Source organism: Sorangium sp. So ce131, assembly GCF_051519095.1.
GTDB lineage: Bacteria > Myxococcota_A > Polyangia > Polyangiales > Polyangiaceae > Sorangium.
Genome location: NZ_CP150455.1, coordinates 11,030,276 through 11,046,360, shown reverse-complemented (window position 1 = coordinate 11,046,360; position 16,085 = coordinate 11,030,276). Strand labels below are relative to the sequence as shown.

Annotated in this window: 10 protein-coding genes; all 10 read left to right on the top strand. The window is 69.0% G+C overall.

From position 1 onward, the window contains the following. The first annotated feature begins 8 nt into the window (after positions 1 to 8). Entirely contained in the window at positions 9 to 818 is an 810-nt protein-coding gene (locus WMF43_RS40190; protein WP_437673176.1) for a cyanophycinase, read from the top strand. Positions 819 to 845: 27 nt separating this feature from the next. Beyond that, positions 846 to 3,539, top strand: a complete 2,694-nt coding sequence (gene cphA / locus WMF43_RS40185) for a cyanophycin synthetase (protein WP_437673175.1) — start codon at positions 846 to 848, stop codon at positions 3,537 to 3,539. After that, positions 3,539 to 4,693: a beta-aspartyl-peptidase gene (gene iadA, locus WMF43_RS40180; protein WP_437673174.1), complete on the top strand. Its 1,155-nt coding sequence runs from the start codon at positions 3,539 to 3,541 to the stop codon at positions 4,691 to 4,693. Before cphA ends, iadA begins: the two co-directional genes overlap by 1 nt. Next, positions 4,668 to 5,522, top strand: coding sequence for a cyanophycinase (locus WMF43_RS40175; protein WP_437673173.1), 855 nt, complete (start codon positions 4,668 to 4,670; stop codon positions 5,520 to 5,522). The genes iadA and WMF43_RS40175 overlap by 26 nt, the downstream gene beginning before the upstream one ends. Positions 5,523 to 5,584: 62 nt before the next feature. Further along, positions 5,585 to 7,093, top strand: a complete 1,509-nt coding sequence (locus tag WMF43_RS40170) for a hypothetical protein (protein ID WP_437673172.1) — start codon at positions 5,585 to 5,587, stop codon at positions 7,091 to 7,093. A 481-nt stretch (positions 7,094 to 7,574) separates the two neighbouring features. Continuing rightward, on the top strand, positions 7,575 to 8,579 hold the full coding sequence (locus WMF43_RS40165; RefSeq protein WP_437673171.1) for an RNA polymerase sigma factor: 1,005 nt from the start codon (positions 7,575 to 7,577) through the stop codon (positions 8,577 to 8,579). A 74-nt stretch (positions 8,580 to 8,653) separates the two neighbouring features. Beyond that, positions 8,654 to 9,460: a serine/threonine-protein kinase gene (locus WMF43_RS40160; RefSeq protein WP_437673170.1), complete on the top strand. Its 807-nt coding sequence runs from the start codon at positions 8,654 to 8,656 to the stop codon at positions 9,458 to 9,460. A 129-nt stretch (positions 9,461 to 9,589) separates the two neighbouring features. Next, complete coding sequence (locus WMF43_RS40155) at positions 9,590 to 9,874, top strand: DUF3892 domain-containing protein (RefSeq protein ID WP_437673169.1); 285 nt, start codon at positions 9,590 to 9,592, stop codon at positions 9,872 to 9,874. Positions 9,875 to 10,137: 263 nt separating this feature from the next. Then, entirely contained in the window at positions 10,138 to 11,973 is a 1,836-nt protein-coding gene (locus WMF43_RS40150; RefSeq protein ID WP_437673168.1) for a sigma 54-interacting transcriptional regulator, read from the top strand. Positions 11,974 to 12,070: 97 nt separating this feature from the next. Beyond that, a complete protein-coding gene (locus tag WMF43_RS40145; protein WP_437673167.1) occupies positions 12,071 to 15,877 on the top strand; it encodes a serine/threonine-protein kinase in 3,807 nt (1,268 codons plus the stop codon). Positions 15,878 to 16,085 lie beyond the last annotated feature (208 nt).

Here is a 16,085-nt window from a genome sequence, read left to right as displayed (position 1 = left end):
CTTCCAGGATGGTTCCCGCTCCCGTGTTCCCGCGGCTGGTGGCGATCGGAGGCGCCGAAGACAAGGAGGGCGAGCGCACGATCCTGCGCGAGTTCGTGCGCCTCTCGGGGGGCGAGCAGGCCTCCATCGTGGTCATCCCCTCGGCCAGCGAGACGCCCGACGAGGTCGGCGAGCTCTATCAGCGAATCTTCCAGGAGCTCGGCGCGCCGGAGGTCTCCGTGCTCACCATCGCAGCCCGCAACGACGCCCGCAACGAGGCGGCCATGCGGCAGGTGGAGCGCGCGACTGGCACCTTCTTCACGGGCGGCGATCAGCTCCGCATCATGAACCGGCTCGGCGGCACCGGGGTGGACACGACGCTCCACCGGCGGTGCGAGGAGGGCATGGTCGTCGGCGGGACGAGCGCCGGGGCAGCGGTCATGTCGTCGACGATGATCGTCGAGGGCGAGACCAGGTCCCCGCGGGCCGGCGCGGTGCGCACCGGGCCGGGCCTCGAGCTCCTGCCCGGCGTCATCATCGATCAACATTTCGCGCAGCGGGGCCGCATCGGCCGGCTGCTCTCCGTGATCGGCCTGTTCCCTCATTACCTCGGCGTCGGCATCGACGAGGACACCGCCATCGTCGTCCAGGGGCACCGGGCCACCGTGATCGGGAGCGGCGCCGTCACCATCATCGACGCCGGGGGCGCCTCGTTCAACGACGCGGTGGACACCCGGACGGGGGGCTGCATCACCCTCTGCGAGGTGACCCTGCACTCGCTGCCTCACGGCCGCAGCTTCGATCTGCTCGAGAGAAGACCGATCCTCGACTCCCAGTGAACCGACATCAACACCCGAGCTAGTCCCATGCGCATCCTCAGCATCCGTACGCTCCACGGCCCCAACGTGTTCGCCAGCTGGCCTGTCCTCCGCATGACCCTCGATCTGGGGGAGCTCGCCGAGACGAGCAGCGCGGAGATCCCGCGCTTCGTCGACGCCCTGCTCGCCCTCCTCCCGGGCCTCGGCGAGCACCACTGCTCGCGGGGCAGGCCCGGGGGCTTCGTCGAGCGGCTCCGGGAGGGGACGTACTGGGGCCACATCATCGAGCACGTCGCGCTCGAGCTGAGCGAGCCGGCGGGCATCGGGGTCACCTATGGCAAGACGGTTTACGCCGGGGCGCCGGGCCTGTACGACGTGATCGTCGAGTTCGAGAACGAGGCCGCCATGCGCCTCTTGCTCGAGGGCGCCTTCGAGCTCGTCACCGCCGTGCTCGAGGGGCGATCGTTCGACGTCGCGGCCAAGGTCGCCGAGGCCGCGAGGGTCGCCGAGGACACGGCCCTCGGGCCGAGCACGCGGGCCGTGGTCAAGGCGGCCGAGAAGCGGGGGATCCCCTGGTCGCGCCTCAACGACGAGAGCCTGCTCGTCTTCGGTTACGGCAAACACCGGCGCTTCGTCCAGGCCACCACCTCGTGCCGCACGAGCTTCGTCGCCGTCGAGATCGCCGGCGACAAGCAGCTCACGAAGCAGCTGCTCGAGCGGGCAGGGGTGCCGGTGCCGCGCGGGATCGTGGTGAGGACCGCCGACGAGGCGGCGCGCGCGCTCGGCCAGCTGCGCGCGCCCGTCGTGGTCAAGCCGCTCGACGGCAACCAGGGAAAGGGCGTGTCGCTGAACCTCTCGTCCGAGGCCGAGGTGCGCGAGGCGTTCGAGATCGCCCGCGAGCACCGGCCGCGCGTGCTCGTGGAAGAGATGGTGAGCGGGCGCAACTACCGCGTGCTCGTGGTGAACGGGCGGATGGTCGCGGCGAGCGAGCGGCTGCCGGCCCACGTGGTGGGCGACGGGCGACACACGGTGTCCGAGCTCGTCGCGCTGGAGAACCAGAACCCGCTGCGGGCCGACGGGCATAACGGCGTCCTCACGAAGATCGTGGTCGACGACGTGGTGCGCGCCTGCCTCGCGAAGCACGGCCGCTCGCTCGACGAGGTGCCGGCGCCCGGCGAGCGGTTCATCCTGCGCGAGAGCGTCAACCTCTCGACCGGGGGCATCGCGCGGGACGTCACCGACGAGGTGCACCCCGACACGGCCCGCCTGTGCGAGCGGGCGGCGCGGGCCATCGATCTCGACATCTGCGGCATCGACCTCGTGGCCGACGACATCTCCCGTCCGCTCGGCGGCGGCGCGATGGGCGCGATCATCGAGCTGAACGCGGCCCCGGGCATCCGCATGCACGAGCACCCGAGCGAGGGAAAGCCCCGGGACGTGGGCGGCGCCATCGTGGAGATGCTCTATCCGCCGGGCACGCCGTCGCGCATCCCCATCGTCTCGATCACGGGCACCAACGGCAAGACGACGACCACGCGCATGGTGGGGCACGTCTTCGGCGCGACCGGCGCGACGGTGGGAATGACCACCACCGAGGGCATCTACGTCGGCGACCGCTGCGTCGAGGCGGGCGACACCACCGGACCGGGGTCGGCCCGCGCGATCCTGTTCGATCCCACGGTGGACATCGCGGTGCTCGAGACGGCCCGCGGCGGCATCGTCCGGCGGGGGCTCGGCTACGACTGGTCCGACGTCGCGATCATGACCAACATCGGGCCGGATCACCTGGGCCAGGACGGCATCGAGAGCGTCGACGACCTGCTCTGGATCAAGGGGGTGGTCGCCGAGCGGGTGCGGGAGGGCGGCACGCTGGTGCTCAACGCGGAGGACCCGCTGCTCGCGGCGCTCCCGCAGCACCGCCGGATGGCGAAGCTCTCGCGGAACATCGTGTTCTTCGCGCTCGACCCGGAGAGCGCCGTGCTGCGGGAGCACGTCGCGCGGGGCGGCACGGGGTATACGCTCCGGAGCGGCTGGATCGTGGAGCTGCAAGGCGTGGTCGAGCGGCACATCGTGCCGGCGGCGAACATCCCGGCGACGTTCGGGGGCGCGGCGCTCTTCCAGGTGGCGAACGCCATGGCGGCGGTCGCGGCCTGCCGCGCGCAGGGGGTGCCGGTCGAGACCGTCGCCCGGGCGCTCCAGACCTTCGACGCGTGCAGCAACAACCGCGGCCGCACGAACCTGTACCAGCTCGAGGACAACTACGTGCTGCTCGACTATGGCCATAACCCCGGCGCGTTCCGGGCGACATGCGCCCTCGCGGCGCAGTGGGAGGGGCGGAGGCTCACCGGCATCGTGAGCCTGCCCGGCGATCGCTCGAACGCGCTCCTGGAGGCGTGCGCCTGCGAGATCGCGAACGGCGGGTTCCACCGCATCCTCTGCAAGGACGACGGCGACCTGCGGGGCCGCGCGCCCGGGGAGGTCCCGGCGCTCCTGCAGCGGGTCGTGGCGGAGGTGCAGCCCGGGCAGCTCTGCCAGGTGATCCCGGACGAGAGCGAGGCGATCGAGCACGCGCTCGCCACCGCCGAGCCGGGTGAGGTCATCGTGCTCTTCACCGAGGACGCGGCGCTCGTCGGGGAGATGCTCGTCCGGATGGGGGCCGTGGCGGTGAGCGCGGTGCCCGAGCTGAGCTCCGGTATCCGGGGCCGCGCGCGGCGCCACGAGGACACCCACGTGGCGGTCTGATGTTCGTGCTCATCGAGGGGGGGGAGGTCTACGCCCCGGAGCCGGCGGGCGCCGCGTCGGTGCTCGTGGCCGGCGATCGGATCGCCAAGGTCGGTCCGGTCGACGGCCGCGCGCTCGCCGCCCTCGGGCTCGAGGTCGAGGTGATCGACGCGCGCGGCTGCGTGGTCATCCCGGGCCTGATCGACCCGCACGAGCACCTGCTCGGCGGCAGCGGCGAGCGCGGCTTCGCGTCGCAGACGCCCGAGATCGCGCTGCGGGAGGTGGTGACGGCGGGCATCACCACGGTGGTGGGGTGCCTCGGCGTCGACACGACGACCAAGACCATGACGGGCCTTTTGGCCAAGGCCAAGGCGTTCAAGGAAGAGGGGATATCGGCGTACCTCTACTCGGGCGGCTACGACGTGCCGCCCGTGACCCTGACCGGCTCCGTGCGCCGCGACATGCTGCTCGTCGACGAGGTGATCGGGGCCGGCGAGGTGGCCGTCTCGGATCTCCGCAGCACCGAGCCGAGCCTCGCCGAGCTCGCGCGGCTCGCGAGCGACGCTTACGTGGGGGGCATCCTCACCGGCAAGGCGGGTGTCACGCACCTCCACATGGGCGACGGGCCAGGGCGGCTCGAGCCGGTGCGCCGGCTCCTCGCCGAGCACGACGTCGCGCCCGGGTGGCTTTACCCGACGCACGTCGAGCGGAGCGAGCCTCTGATGCGCGAGGCCATCGCGCTCACGCGGCAGGGGGTCACGGTCGACATCGACACCGTCGAGGAGGATCTCGGCAAGTGGCTGCGCCTCTTCTGCGACGAGGGCGGCGATCTCGCGAACCTTACGGCCTCGTCGGACGCCTCGATCCCGAGCCCGCGCACCCTGTTCGAGCAGGTGCGCGAGGTGGTGCGCGAGCACGGCTTCTCTCTGGAGCGCGTGTTGCCGCTGGTCACGTCGAACACGGCGCGCATCTTGAAGCTCGGCCGCAAAGGCGCGCTCCGGCCGGGCCACGACGCCGACGTGGTGGTGCTCGAGCGGGGATCTCTCGAGATCCTCGAGGTCGTCGCGCGGGGGCGGCGGATGGTCAAGGCCGGGCGGCTCGCGGTCACGGAGCGGTTCCTCGAGCAAAGCAATCGAAAGGTCGAGCTGCATGGTCGGAAGTACAGGGAGCGCTGAGGGGCCCAGGGGCGACCTCTCGGCGGGCGCGCTGCGCGCCGGCGGCGCGCTGGTGCTCATCGGAGGCCACGAGGACAAGACGGGCGAGCGGCAGATCCTGCGCGAGGTCGTGGCCGGCGCCCGCGGGCGCCCGGTCGTGGTGGCCACGCTCGCGAGCGAGGTCGCAGGCGAGCTCTGGAGCGAGTACGAGCAGGTCTTTCGCGGGCTCGGCGCCGGCGACGTCAGGCACCTCGACATCGCCCAGCGCGGGGACGCGAACGAGGAGCGGTGGATACGGTCGATCGAGGACGCGGGGGGCGTCTTCTTCACCGGCGGCGATCAGCTCAAGATCACGAGCAAGCTCGGCGGCAGCCGCGCCGCGGACGCCATCGTCGGGCTGTACCGGCGCGGCGGCCTCGTCGCGGGCACCTCGGCCGGCGCCTCGGTCATGAGCGAGACGATGCTCGTGGGCGGGGCAGGCGAGGAGTCCGCGAAGGTGCGCGGCGCGGTCCGCATGGCGCCGGGCCTCGGGCTGGTCCGCGACATCCTCGTCGACCAGCACTTCGCGCAGCGCGGCCGGCTCGGCCGGCTGCTCGGCGCCGTCGCGCACAATCCCCGCCTTCTCGGGGTCGGGATCGACGAGGACACGGCCGCCGTGATCGACACGAACCGGAGCCTGCGTGTGCTGGGGTCGGGCGCAGTCTACATCGTGGACGGGCGCGGCATCAGCCACACGAACCTCGGTGAGGAGCAGGAGGACCGGGTGCTCAGCCTCTTCGACGTGCGCCTCCACGTGCTCAGCGCCGGCGACGTGTTCGATCTCGAGACCAGGCGCCCCGTGAGCGGTTGAGTCCGCCATGCGCACGAGCGTGTCCTGTGGACCACGACGTAGTATCCTGAAAGGCAAGACCCATGAAACAGCAAGTCCGATTGGCGTTGGCGTCTCTGCTCGCGGCAGCGTCGGCGAGCATGGCAGGGCTGGCCTATGCGGATGTGGTGGTCGAGGGGGACGTATCGCCCCAGAACCCCACGGATCCCTGGGATCTCGGGTCGAGCGCTCTGGTGGTGAACACGATAAGCCATGACCCGGCACGCGTGACCGTCTCCAATGGGGGGACGTTGATCTCCGCCGGCGCTTATGTCGGGCGAGCTTCGTACGGCACGGGCACCGTCGAGATCCTCGGGTACGGATCGAGGTGGCTCAACAGCGGGGCCATCGACATTGCTTTCGGAGATTCCGAGGGCGTCGTCACCGTCCGCAGGGGGGCCCAGGTGACGACCGACGCGCTCGTGATCAGCACGGGGGCCGACTCCATCGGCAACGTGCTCGTCGAGGGCTACGACGCCGCCCTGACGAGCCGGACCGACGTGTACCTTCCCCGCCGGGGGGTTGGCCGCCTGGCTCTCAGGCAAGGTGCGAGCTTCTTCTCGAACAACACGTGGGTTGGAGGGTGCCGGTTCTGCCTGGGTATGGCGCGCGCCACGGGCGCGTGGACGAGGTGGGTGAACACGGGCGACTTCGTGGTGGGTGGCGGCGGCGTCGGCCAGCTGGACGTCTACGCGGCCGAGCTCTCCACCGTGAATGCGCGGATCGAGGGCGACCCCGGCATCGGTCGGACGTACGTGGCCGTGAGCGGCTGGGGCGGGACCTGGACCAACCAAGGGCTCTTGCGCGTGGGGGCCGACATCGAGTTCGGTGAGTTCGCGGGTGAAGTCTCGATCGGGGCGTACGGGACCCTGTTGACGGAGGACGTCGAGATCCGCTCGCGCGACGGCGCGGCCTTCGTCGCGGTGGACGGCGTCCATGCGTCATGGATCAACGGCGGTGATGTGACGGTGCTCGCGTCTAGGTCCCTGTGGCCGGCGCTCCTCGTCGACGGCGGCGGGCTCGTCCGTATCGGCGGCGTCCTCCGGTCCGCGCCGCTCGAGGAAGGCGATCCCGACGAGGCGCCCTCCGTGCGCCTCGCGGACGGCGATCTTGTCGCGGGCGCGATCGAGGCCGGAGCGGGCGACTTCGACTTTGCCGGCGGGCGGCTCAGCGCCGGCGTCATCGTGGGCGATCTCGTCAACATCCACGCCGGCGAGCTGATCGTGGGCGACGCGTATTCCTCGACGGCGATCACGGGCGCCTACAGTCAGGGCCCTAGCGCGGCGCTGCGCATCACGGTCGGGGGCCCGAGCGCGGCGCCGATCCTGGACGTCGACGGGGACATGAGCCTCGGGGGCGTGCTGGAGGTGGTCGCGGCGGAGGGCTCGGCGCCGTTTCAGGCCGGGGATAACGTCGTCCTGCTCGGCTTCGGCGGCGCACTGGAGGGGGCGTTCGACGAGGTGAATATCGCGGTGCCGCTCGCCGACGGGCTCGTCTGGGATACCTCGGCGCTGTACACGATGGGGGTGATCACCGTGGTGCCCGCGGACTGAGCAGGGGGACGCTCCGGGCTGTCGTTGAGGCTCGGCTGCCGAGCATCGCAAGGTGCAGCGGGCACCCGGGTGGCGTCTGCTTGCGTCACCCTGGCCGGGGAGCACCGTGTACGCGATTGCGTCCTGAATGGAATTGTGCGTGCTGCGGGGCGAAACTGAAGCTGTCTGGTCCTGCGGTGATTCTGGGGGGTACGACGCGTATGACGCGACGCGTTGCGCTTCGCGTATTCCTGTGTGCCGCTGCGACCGTGCAGGCATCTTCCGGAAGGAGCACGGGTCGGTTTTCGGTGCGCTGCTCCAGGTTGGTGAAAAAAGTGAGATCGGCGCGACCGGTTTGGTCACGGACGGCGTCCTTTCCTCTGGAGGCTCGTCCTGCGACGGCCTCGCCCGGACCGCATGAACGTGGTCGGCACGATGTCCAGCAATGCACTTCCGCAGGTTGGACGCCTCAAGATTCGAGAGCCATGGACCTGAGCGCGCGATGACGAACAGACCGTACCTGATCCAGACTATCAAGGAGAGCGCATGTCGTCCTTTCTGCCACTTGACGCGCGCACGTTCGGCGAAGCCGGATGTGAAGCGCAGGCCGAAGCCGGCCGCGTCGAGCCGCTGCGGTGTTGCGGTGAAGGATACGGCGTACTATGGCAGCATGCGTCGCGACATGAGCCTCGATGGTAGCCCGGAGATCCCTGTCGAGGAGCTGATCGGCCGAGCGCGCGCCGGCGATCACTCCGCTCTCGAGGAGCTATTTGGCACGTGCCGACCGATGCTCGAGCGGTGGGCTGCCCTGCGCCTGAAGGATGTCAGGTCCCGCGCCCTCCGGCCCTCGGACGTCGCGCAAGAGGCCTCGCTGCGCGCCTTCGAGAAGTTCTCCACGTTCACCGGGATCACGAAAGCGGAGTGGCTTTCCTGGCTGCACTCTGTGCTCCGGAACTACGCATTGCAGGCGCTGCGCGACGAGAAGCGAGGAAAGCGCGACGGCCGCAGGACGACACCACTTGACGGCTGCCTCGAGGCGATGGCCGTTCCCACTCCTCAGCAGAGCCCAAGCCAGGAGATGATGCGTGAGGAACAGCTGACGGAGCTCTTGGCGCAAATTTACGAGCTTCCGGACGATCAGGGCGAAGCGATCTATCTGTGCCACCTGAGGGACTTCCCCGTCGCCGAGGTCGCGCAGCGCATGGGGAAAACAGAGGCCGCCGTGGCAGGGCTCCTGCGGCGTGGCCTGAAGGCGCTACGGTCCCGGGTAACGAGCGAACGTGAGGTTCGTCCGGAGGCGGGGGGCCCCGAGGTCTCCCCGACGGACGCTGCCGCTGCGCTGCTGCTCTACCTGCGGCGGCGCGACGCTGGAGAGCGCTTGGGCCCGGAGGCCTTCCTGGCCGACCATCCAGCCTGTGCGCACGAACTGCGGCCCATGCTCGAGTGGATAGAGCGCATCCAGTCGATCCGTCCAGCGTCGCTTGCGCTGAAGTGCCGGAGAGGGTGAAGGCGGCTCCCATGCTTGCGCCGGGATCGTGCGTAGGGCGCTTCCACCTGGTACGCTTCGCGGCCGAGGGGTCGATGAGCGAGGTTTACGAAGGTCGCGAGACGCTGAGCGGCCGGCCTGTCGCGGTGAAGGTCCTGAGAGACATCTTCTGCCTTGATGCCGACACCCTCTCTCGCTTTCTCAACGAGGCGCGCGTGCTGGAGGGCATCCAGCATTCGCATGTCGTGGCCGTCCTCGCCTGGGGCCGCCTCCCCGCAGGGCCGCCGTACATGATCCTGGAGTGGCTGCCCGTGAGCCTCCAAGCGGTGCTTGCCGGCGCTCGAGTAGGCCTCTTGGCTGGCGTCGCGGCGCGCGTCGCGGCGCAGATCGCGGAGGGGCTCTCGTCGCTTCACGAGCGCGACATCGTTCACCGCGATCTGAAGCCGGCCAACGTGCTCTCGGACGATGGAGATCCCACGACCGCCCGGTACAAGCTGGCGGACCTGGGGCTTGCGAAGGTGCGACCTGGGCCTGGTGGTGAGAGAGCGCGCCAGGGAGCGGATGCTCTGCTTCCGGTCTCGACCAGCGGCGAGGCCTTGCTGGGGACGTGGGATTACATGGCTCCCGAGCAGTGGCTCAAGTCGAAGGATGTCGGTCCGAAGGCGGATGTCTACTCCCTGGGCGTTCTTCTATTTCAGATGCTCACGGGCCAGCTCCCTTTCATCGCGCGAGACCAGGAGGCGCTGATGTGCCTCCACCTCTTCGAGCAGCCTCCGCTCGCTCTGCTCGACGGCGTCGTCTCCGAGGAGCGCCGCGATCTGGTGGCGCGGATGTTGAGCAAGAAGCCCTCGCAACGCCCTGCGATGCGCGAGGTGCTCGCGTTGCTCGTGCGTTCTTCGTGATCTGAGCGCGAGATTTCTCGCTCGATCGGCAACGGGACGGCGTCTTTCCTTTTGGCAGCTCGCTCCACGGCGAGCCGCCCTCAGGCACCAGGATTTCCTGCGTGCGAGACGAAGGAGTTGAAGACAGCCATGATGAAACGTGTTTCATGCATCAGGAGAACGAACCGGCAGAGCGCGCACGAGCGCATCCAGGGAATCGGCGGCGTCGAGCCCGATGGCACGCCATGGTATCACCCGCTCGCCGTGGCCATCTCCAATATCAGCAGCAAGCGGTTCAGCTACTACGTCGAACGACCGGGGGGACATCGCGTGACCCTCGTGATCGCGCGCTCCTCGGCCGGCCATGACTACGTGAAGACGGAGGCCGACGGCGAGCAGCCCAACAACCTGCTCGCGCTGCCGGACTGCCCTTAGGCCGACGCCGTTTCACGCCCGCCCTGGCCCGCCGGAGAGCCAGTCACTCGAACTGCCCGCCCGCCGCGCTCCTCCCCCGCAGCGTGACGAGGATAGGACGCCATTGCCGCGCCTCACCCTTGCTCGCGCAGCGGACGTCTCTGCCATTTCACCCCGCTCAGGGGCTTCGGCGCCCTGGACTGGCGCGAATCTGCTGGACCAGGGGGCCCCCGGCCTGCTCCCCTGAGCGTGCGTTCCACCCCTTCCTACTGGCTCAGGCGGACATGTCCAAGGAGAAACGCGAAGACAAGCGGGGCGATACAAGCACCGAGCGGATGTCAGGCAGCGCGGACGGAGGGACTCCCCCGGCGCGGCGGGGCGTCACGGTCGTGTTCCACTACCGAGACGGCGTCGAGGTGATCCAGCTGGCTCCAGGCGAGGCGCAGGTCGTCGGGCGCGGCGAACCGTCGGACCTGCGCTTGCCGGACCGCACGCTGTCGCGCGAGCACGCGCGGTTCTCTCTGCTCGAAGGGCGCGTCCTCGTCGAGGATCTCGGATCGACCAACGGCACATGGGCCGGGGGCACTCGGGTCGAGCGCGCCGAGATCGCGCTTGGCGGCGAGGTGTTGCTGGGTACGGTCGTCGCGCACGTGGTCGTCCTCGGCGCGGCGACGCTCCCGCAGGTGGAGAGCGAGGAGAGCTTTCGAGCGCGGATCCAGGACGAGATCAAGCGAGCGCGCCATTTCGGCCGACGTTTCGCGATCCTCGCGGTGCGCGCGCTGACGCTGGAGGCCGCCCGATCGCCGGTCAGCGCCTGGGTGACCGGCCTGCTGACGAGGCTGCGGACGGACATCGACCGAGCCAGCCTCTACTCCCCGGACACGGCGCTCGTCCTGCTCCCGGAGACGGGCGCCGAGGCCGCGTCGCAGATGGCGCATGCGGTCTCCTCGGCGCCGGGTCCGGACGGTGTCCCTCACGCGGTTGGCATCGCAGTGTATCCGGAGGCCGCGACCACGGTCGAAAAGCTCATCGAGCTGGCGCGCGGAGCAGCCGGTCGCGCGAGCGCGGCGCGCCCCGTGATGACGGCCTCGACAGATGTGTGGGCAAAGAGCGACGTCACCCTCGGTCACGAGGGCATGATCGTTGGGGCGGCCATGCGTGAGCTCATAGACGCCGCGCGGAAAGTGGCGTCGTCACGCGTCCCTGTGATCTTGCACGGCGAGACCGGGACCGGGAAGGAGCTCATGGCGCGCTTCATCCACGAGCACAGCGCGCAGCGTGACAAGCCTCCGGTCAGCGTGAATTGCGCTGCGCTTCCCCCATCGCTCCTGGAAAGCTCGCTGTTCGGGCACGAGCGAGGGGCCTTCACGGGCGCGTCGCATCAGCGGATCGGGGTGTTCGAGGCCGCGCATCAGGGGACCTTATTCCTCGACGAGGTAGGCGAGCTCTCGCTCGCCGCGCAGGCAGCGCTCCTGAGGGTGCTGGAGACCGGAAGGTTCTCTCGCGTGGGCTCGACGCACGAGGTGGAGGTGCGCGTGCGCGTCATCGCGGCGACGCACCGCGATCTGGCGGCCATGGTCAGGCAGGGCGCCTTCCGCGAGGATCTCTACTACCGGTTGAGCACGATCGAGCTGGAGGTCCCCCCGCTGCGCGAGCGGCGCGACGAGATGGCTCCGCTCGTGAAGCTCTTCCTGAAGGAGGCCAACGCCGCACATGGCCGGAGCGTGCGAGGCATCTCTGACAAGGCGATGGCGATGCTGCACGTGTACCGATGGCCAGGGAACGTGCGAGAGCTCCGCAACGTCGTCGAGCGCGCGGTGGTCCTGGTCCGCAGCGAGCTGATCCAGCCCGAGGACCTGCCCCCGCGCGTGCGCGCGGCCGCGGCTCACGCGGCAGCGCAGGAGGCGCCGCCACGCACGCCCGAGGAGGAGCACCTAGCAGGCGACACCGCATCCGAGCGCTCGGTGAAGGCGCATGTCCGCAAAGCCGAGGCGCAGATGATCAAGGAGGTGCTCGACCGTGTCGGCGGCAGCCGGGTAGCGGCCGCGCGCCAGCTCGGCATGCCGCTCCGCACCTTGGGGCGCAGGATCAAGGAGCTCGGGCTCAAGTCCGCGAAGTGATGCTGCTCGCGATGTCAAATGAAATCGTACGCCTGGGCTCCCGTTCGGGAGCGCTTCGGGGCCAGCGGCACCAGCACTCGGCGGGGCGCGCTGGACGATGTTGGACCCCAGCTGCGGGCATGGCCAGGTGCCCCGAGGCGAGCCATCGGCCAGAAATGGCAGACCCAAGGCCAGATCTGGCCTGGTCATGCCGCCTCCTGGCGGGGAGAGATACGACGGTTTTCGGGGATCGGAGGGGGTACCCGGTGCGGCACACCTCGTGCATTGCATCGCGGGCATCGGGAGCACCACGTTGCAGGTCGCGGCGATACACCGTTGCATTGCAGAAGGCGAAGCCACCGGTGCGCTCGTTGCGTCGAGAAGCATTGATGTAGGGTCGCGAGCACAGGGAGGGACACCTTTGCGCTCTCGAGTGACAGACACGGAGCCGGCAGGGGGCGAGGCGATGCTTACTCCTTCGAGCCTTGGACGTTATCGGCTTTCAGGGATCCTCGGCCGCGGGGGCATGGGCGTCGTCTACCGAGGCCAGCACGCCGACACGGGCGAAGAGGTGGCTATCAAGACGGTGCCGGTGACGGACCGCGCCGAGCTCGCCGGCATTCGCCGTGAGATCTATGCGCTCCGTCGCGTGCGGCACCCCGGAATCGTCCCTATCCTCGACGAGGGCGTGATCGGCGGGACGCCTTGGTATGCGATGCCGCTTTTGAAAGGATCCACGCTGGGCGAGCATCTCGCCGCTCGTTGGGCGGGGCGTGGCAGCGGCCGAGATGGTGCTGGTTCGGCGGCGTTGGATGACGCGACAGCGCCGATGACCAGTCACCTCGGACAGCCCCCACGCGTGGTCGTCGCGCCGCCGCAGATGGCGTCTGCACCGGCGCTCGGCCCGCTCCTCACCTTGATCCGCCGCGTCTGTGCGCCGCTCGCGTTCCTGCACGGCGAGGGCCTGGTTCACCGTGACCTCAAGCCGGGCAACATCTTTTTGCAGGCCGACGGGCGCCCGGTGCTCATCGATTTTGGCATCGCCGCGCACTTCGGCGCTGGTGGGCGCGAGGAACTCGATGTAGCCCCTTCCAGGGGGACCGTAGAATACTGTGCTCCCGAGCAGATCTGTGGCAGGATGGTGGACGCGCGCGCGGATCTCTACGCACTCGGTTGTATTCTTTATGAGTGCGCAACAGGACGGCCGCCTTTTTCTGGCGAGTACGTCGCGCTCCAGCACGTGCGTGAGCGTCCGCTTCCGCCTTCACTGCTCGTGCCAGGGATCCCTGCGGAGCTTGAGCGCCTGATACTGCGGCTTCTGGAGAAGTCGCCGCGGGATCGGATCGGTCACGCGATCGATGTAGCCGCAGCCCTCGTGGCAGCAGGTGCAGAACCAGGGATCGAGGACGGGCCGCGCCCGCGTGCCTACCTCTATCAGCCGGAGCTCAACGGACGCTGCGAAGAAAAGTCAAAGCTCGACAAGGCCGTACAGCGTGCGGCTAGCCGTCAGCACGCCGGGTTGTTGTTCATACGTGGCGAGAGCGGCGTGGGTAAAACCCGTCTCGCGAAAGAAGTGAGTCGAAGCGCGGAGCACCTGTTCGCGGATTCGGGTCTCCTCGTGATCTCAGGCCGCTGCACGCCCGGAGCTGGAGCGACGCCGCCGCTCGATCCCGTCGCGCAGCTGCTGACCGAGGTGGCCGATCGAGCACGAAGAGGCGGGCGCGCAGCGGCGGATCGGCTCCTCGGCCGTCGAGGCGCGGTGCTGGCTGCTTACAACCCCTCCTTGCTCAGCCTGCCCGGCCAAGACGAGCTTCCCGTTCCTCCGGCGCTGCCGCCGAAGGAGTCACGAGCACGGGTGATCGCGTCACTCTGCGATACGATCTGGTCCCTGTCGGAGCTGTTGCCGCTCGTGCTTGTGCTCGACGACATCCAGTGGGCAGACGAGCTGTCGTTGAGCCTGCTCGAGGCGCTGGCGAAGGGCGGGGCCGAGCGCCCCGGCGTGCTGGTCATGGCCACCTACCGGAGCGAGGAGGAACGATCGGAGCTGGTGGAGATGACTCGATCCCCGAACGTCACCACGATCACCCTTGGCCGGCTTGACCGCTCGGCCGTGGCAGCGATGGTCCTGGACATGCTGGCGAACGAGCCACCCTGGCCCGTGGTCGATGCGCTGGTACAGCACTCGGAGGGCAACCCTTTCTTCGTCGCCGAGTACCTGCGCACCGCCATCGCCGAGGGGATCCTCTACCGCGACGACGCGGGGGTCTGGCGCTTCGATGTGCCGCCCGACCAGGCGGCGGCTGCGCTCTCGTCGCTGCCGTTGCCCCGCACGCTCGTCGCGCTCATCGAGCGGCGGCTTGGGCAGCTTGACGCAGAGGCGAAGGCGCTCGTCGCGCAGGCGGCGATCTTCGGTCAAGAACTCGACGGGGATCTGCTGATTGCGGACGCCGCGTCCTCGACGGAGGCGCTGGACACGCTGCGGAGGCTCCAGATCTTCGAGGAGGCACCCGGGGGCCGGCTGCGCTTCGGCCATGACAAAATCCGCGAGGTGGCCTATGCGCGGATCCCAGAGGACGAGCGGGCGAAGCTGCACAGGCGCGCCGGCGAGGCGATCGAGGCGCGGCACGGCGACTTGCCGGAGCGGCTCCCGTCCCTTGCGCATCACTTCGCGGAGGCTGGCGTCCATGGCAAGGCGAGCAGGTACCTCGCACGCGCTGCGGAGCGCGCGCGGGACCTGTATGCCAACAAGGAGGCGATCGACTTTCTGCAGAGATCCATCCGCGAGCGCAGGCAGGCGTCGCCCGAGGAGCTGGACCTCCCTGACCTCGCGACCCTCCACGAGCAGCTCGGCGACATGAGGGATCGCACCGGGGACCAGGAGAAGGCCCGAGATGCGTACAGCGCGGCGCTCGGCGCGGCTCCTGGGCAGCTCCAGCGGGCGCGGCTCTACCGCAAGCTCGGCAAGACGTGGGAGAAACAAGAACAGCACACGGCGGCGCTTGAGCTGTCCGACCGCGCCCAGGCTGCGCTCGGCGACCGCCCGACGGACCACGCCGATCCGCGATGGGACGAGTGGCTCGAGATTCAGATTGAGCGGATCTCCGCGCATTACTGGCTCGCCAACGTGAAGCAAATGCGCACCATCGTGGAGGACATTCGACCTGTGGTGCAGGCGCACGGAACTCCGGTCCAGCGCGGACGATTCCTCCACACCTTGACGCAGCTGAATGTCTGGAACGAGCGCTACGCCCCCTCGGCTGAGACGGTGGTCCTGGCCCGCGACTGCTGCACGGCATTCGACCATGCCGACGAATCCCGCGAGGCGCACTGGATCCTAACGGCCAGGTGCAGCCTAGCGATCCTCCTCCTTCTGCGCGGCGAACTCGGGGAAGCCGAAGAGAAGATGTCCGCCGTGATGAACGACGCGGCCCGCATGGGTGATCTGGAGATGCACGCGCGCAGCCTGACCTATTTCTCTTTCATCCAGCGCAGGCGGGGCAGGGTCGTAGTCGTCGAGCAGCAGGCCGAGAGGAGCCTCGCGAAGCTGGCCGAGGCAGGGATGAGCCAGTACGTCGGCGCGGTCCTGGCGAACCAGGCCTGGGTCGCGTTCCGGCGCGGCGACCATGTCGCGACGGAGCGGGTCGGGCGCGAAGCGCTCTCGCGCTGGGAAGCGCTGCAGCGCGTCTACCCGTTTCAGTGGCTCGCCAGGATGCCCCTCGCGTTCGTCGAGCTGGCGTGCGGTCGAGTCGAAGGTTCCGTCGCGCAGGTCAGGGCGATGCTTCATCCGAAGCAGCAGCGTTTACCAGGGAAGATCGAGGCGGCCTTCACGGCGGCAGACGAAGCTTTCGCACAGGGCCACGCGGCCGAGGCGCAGAAAATACTTCGTGCGATATCGAGGGTTGCCCGAGGGCTTGGCTACTTGTGAGCTGATTCGCGTCCTCGGAATATCAGATGATCTCTACGCGGCGACACGCGCGTGTCTACGTGCGTTCTCGCTCTTCGTGGTTCGAATGCATGGAATTCGATGGAGAATGAACATGTCGAATCAGAGTCTAATTGTTGATGATAAGCGTGGTCTGATTTTCACGATCGATCGTCAGCGGGAGCCTGTGTACCAGCTCGAGTCAAAGCAC

Bases quoted from the DNA above. Each gene is read 5' to 3' on its own strand.
- WMF43_RS40175 (WP_437673173.1), top strand. From the start codon at position 4,668: ATGGTCGGAAGTACAGGGAGCGCTGAGGGGCCCAGGGGCGACCTCTCG.
- WMF43_RS40165 (WP_437673171.1), top strand. From the start codon at position 7,575: ATGACGAACAGACCGTACCTGATCCAGACTATCAAGGAGAGCGCATGT.
- WMF43_RS40170 (WP_437673172.1), top strand. From the start codon at position 5,585: ATGAAACAGCAAGTCCGATTGGCGTTGGCGTCTCTGCTCGCGGCAGCG.
- WMF43_RS40155 (WP_437673169.1), top strand. From the start codon at position 9,590: ATGATGAAACGTGTTTCATGCATCAGGAGAACGAACCGGCAGAGCGCG.
- WMF43_RS40160 (WP_437673170.1), top strand. From the start codon at position 8,654: ATGAGCGAGGTTTACGAAGGTCGCGAGACGCTGAGCGGCCGGCCTGTC.
- WMF43_RS40150 (WP_437673168.1), top strand. From the start codon at position 10,138: ATGTCCAAGGAGAAACGCGAAGACAAGCGGGGCGATACAAGCACCGAG.
- cphA (WP_437673175.1), top strand. From the start codon at position 846: ATGCGCATCCTCAGCATCCGTACGCTCCACGGCCCCAACGTGTTCGCC.
- WMF43_RS40190 (WP_437673176.1), top strand. From the start codon at position 9: ATGGTTCCCGCTCCCGTGTTCCCGCGGCTGGTGGCGATCGGAGGCGCC.
- iadA (WP_437673174.1), top strand. From the start codon at position 3,539: ATGTTCGTGCTCATCGAGGGGGGGGAGGTCTACGCCCCGGAGCCGGCG.
- WMF43_RS40145 (WP_437673167.1), top strand. From the start codon at position 12,071: ATGTTGGACCCCAGCTGCGGGCATGGCCAGGTGCCCCGAGGCGAGCCA.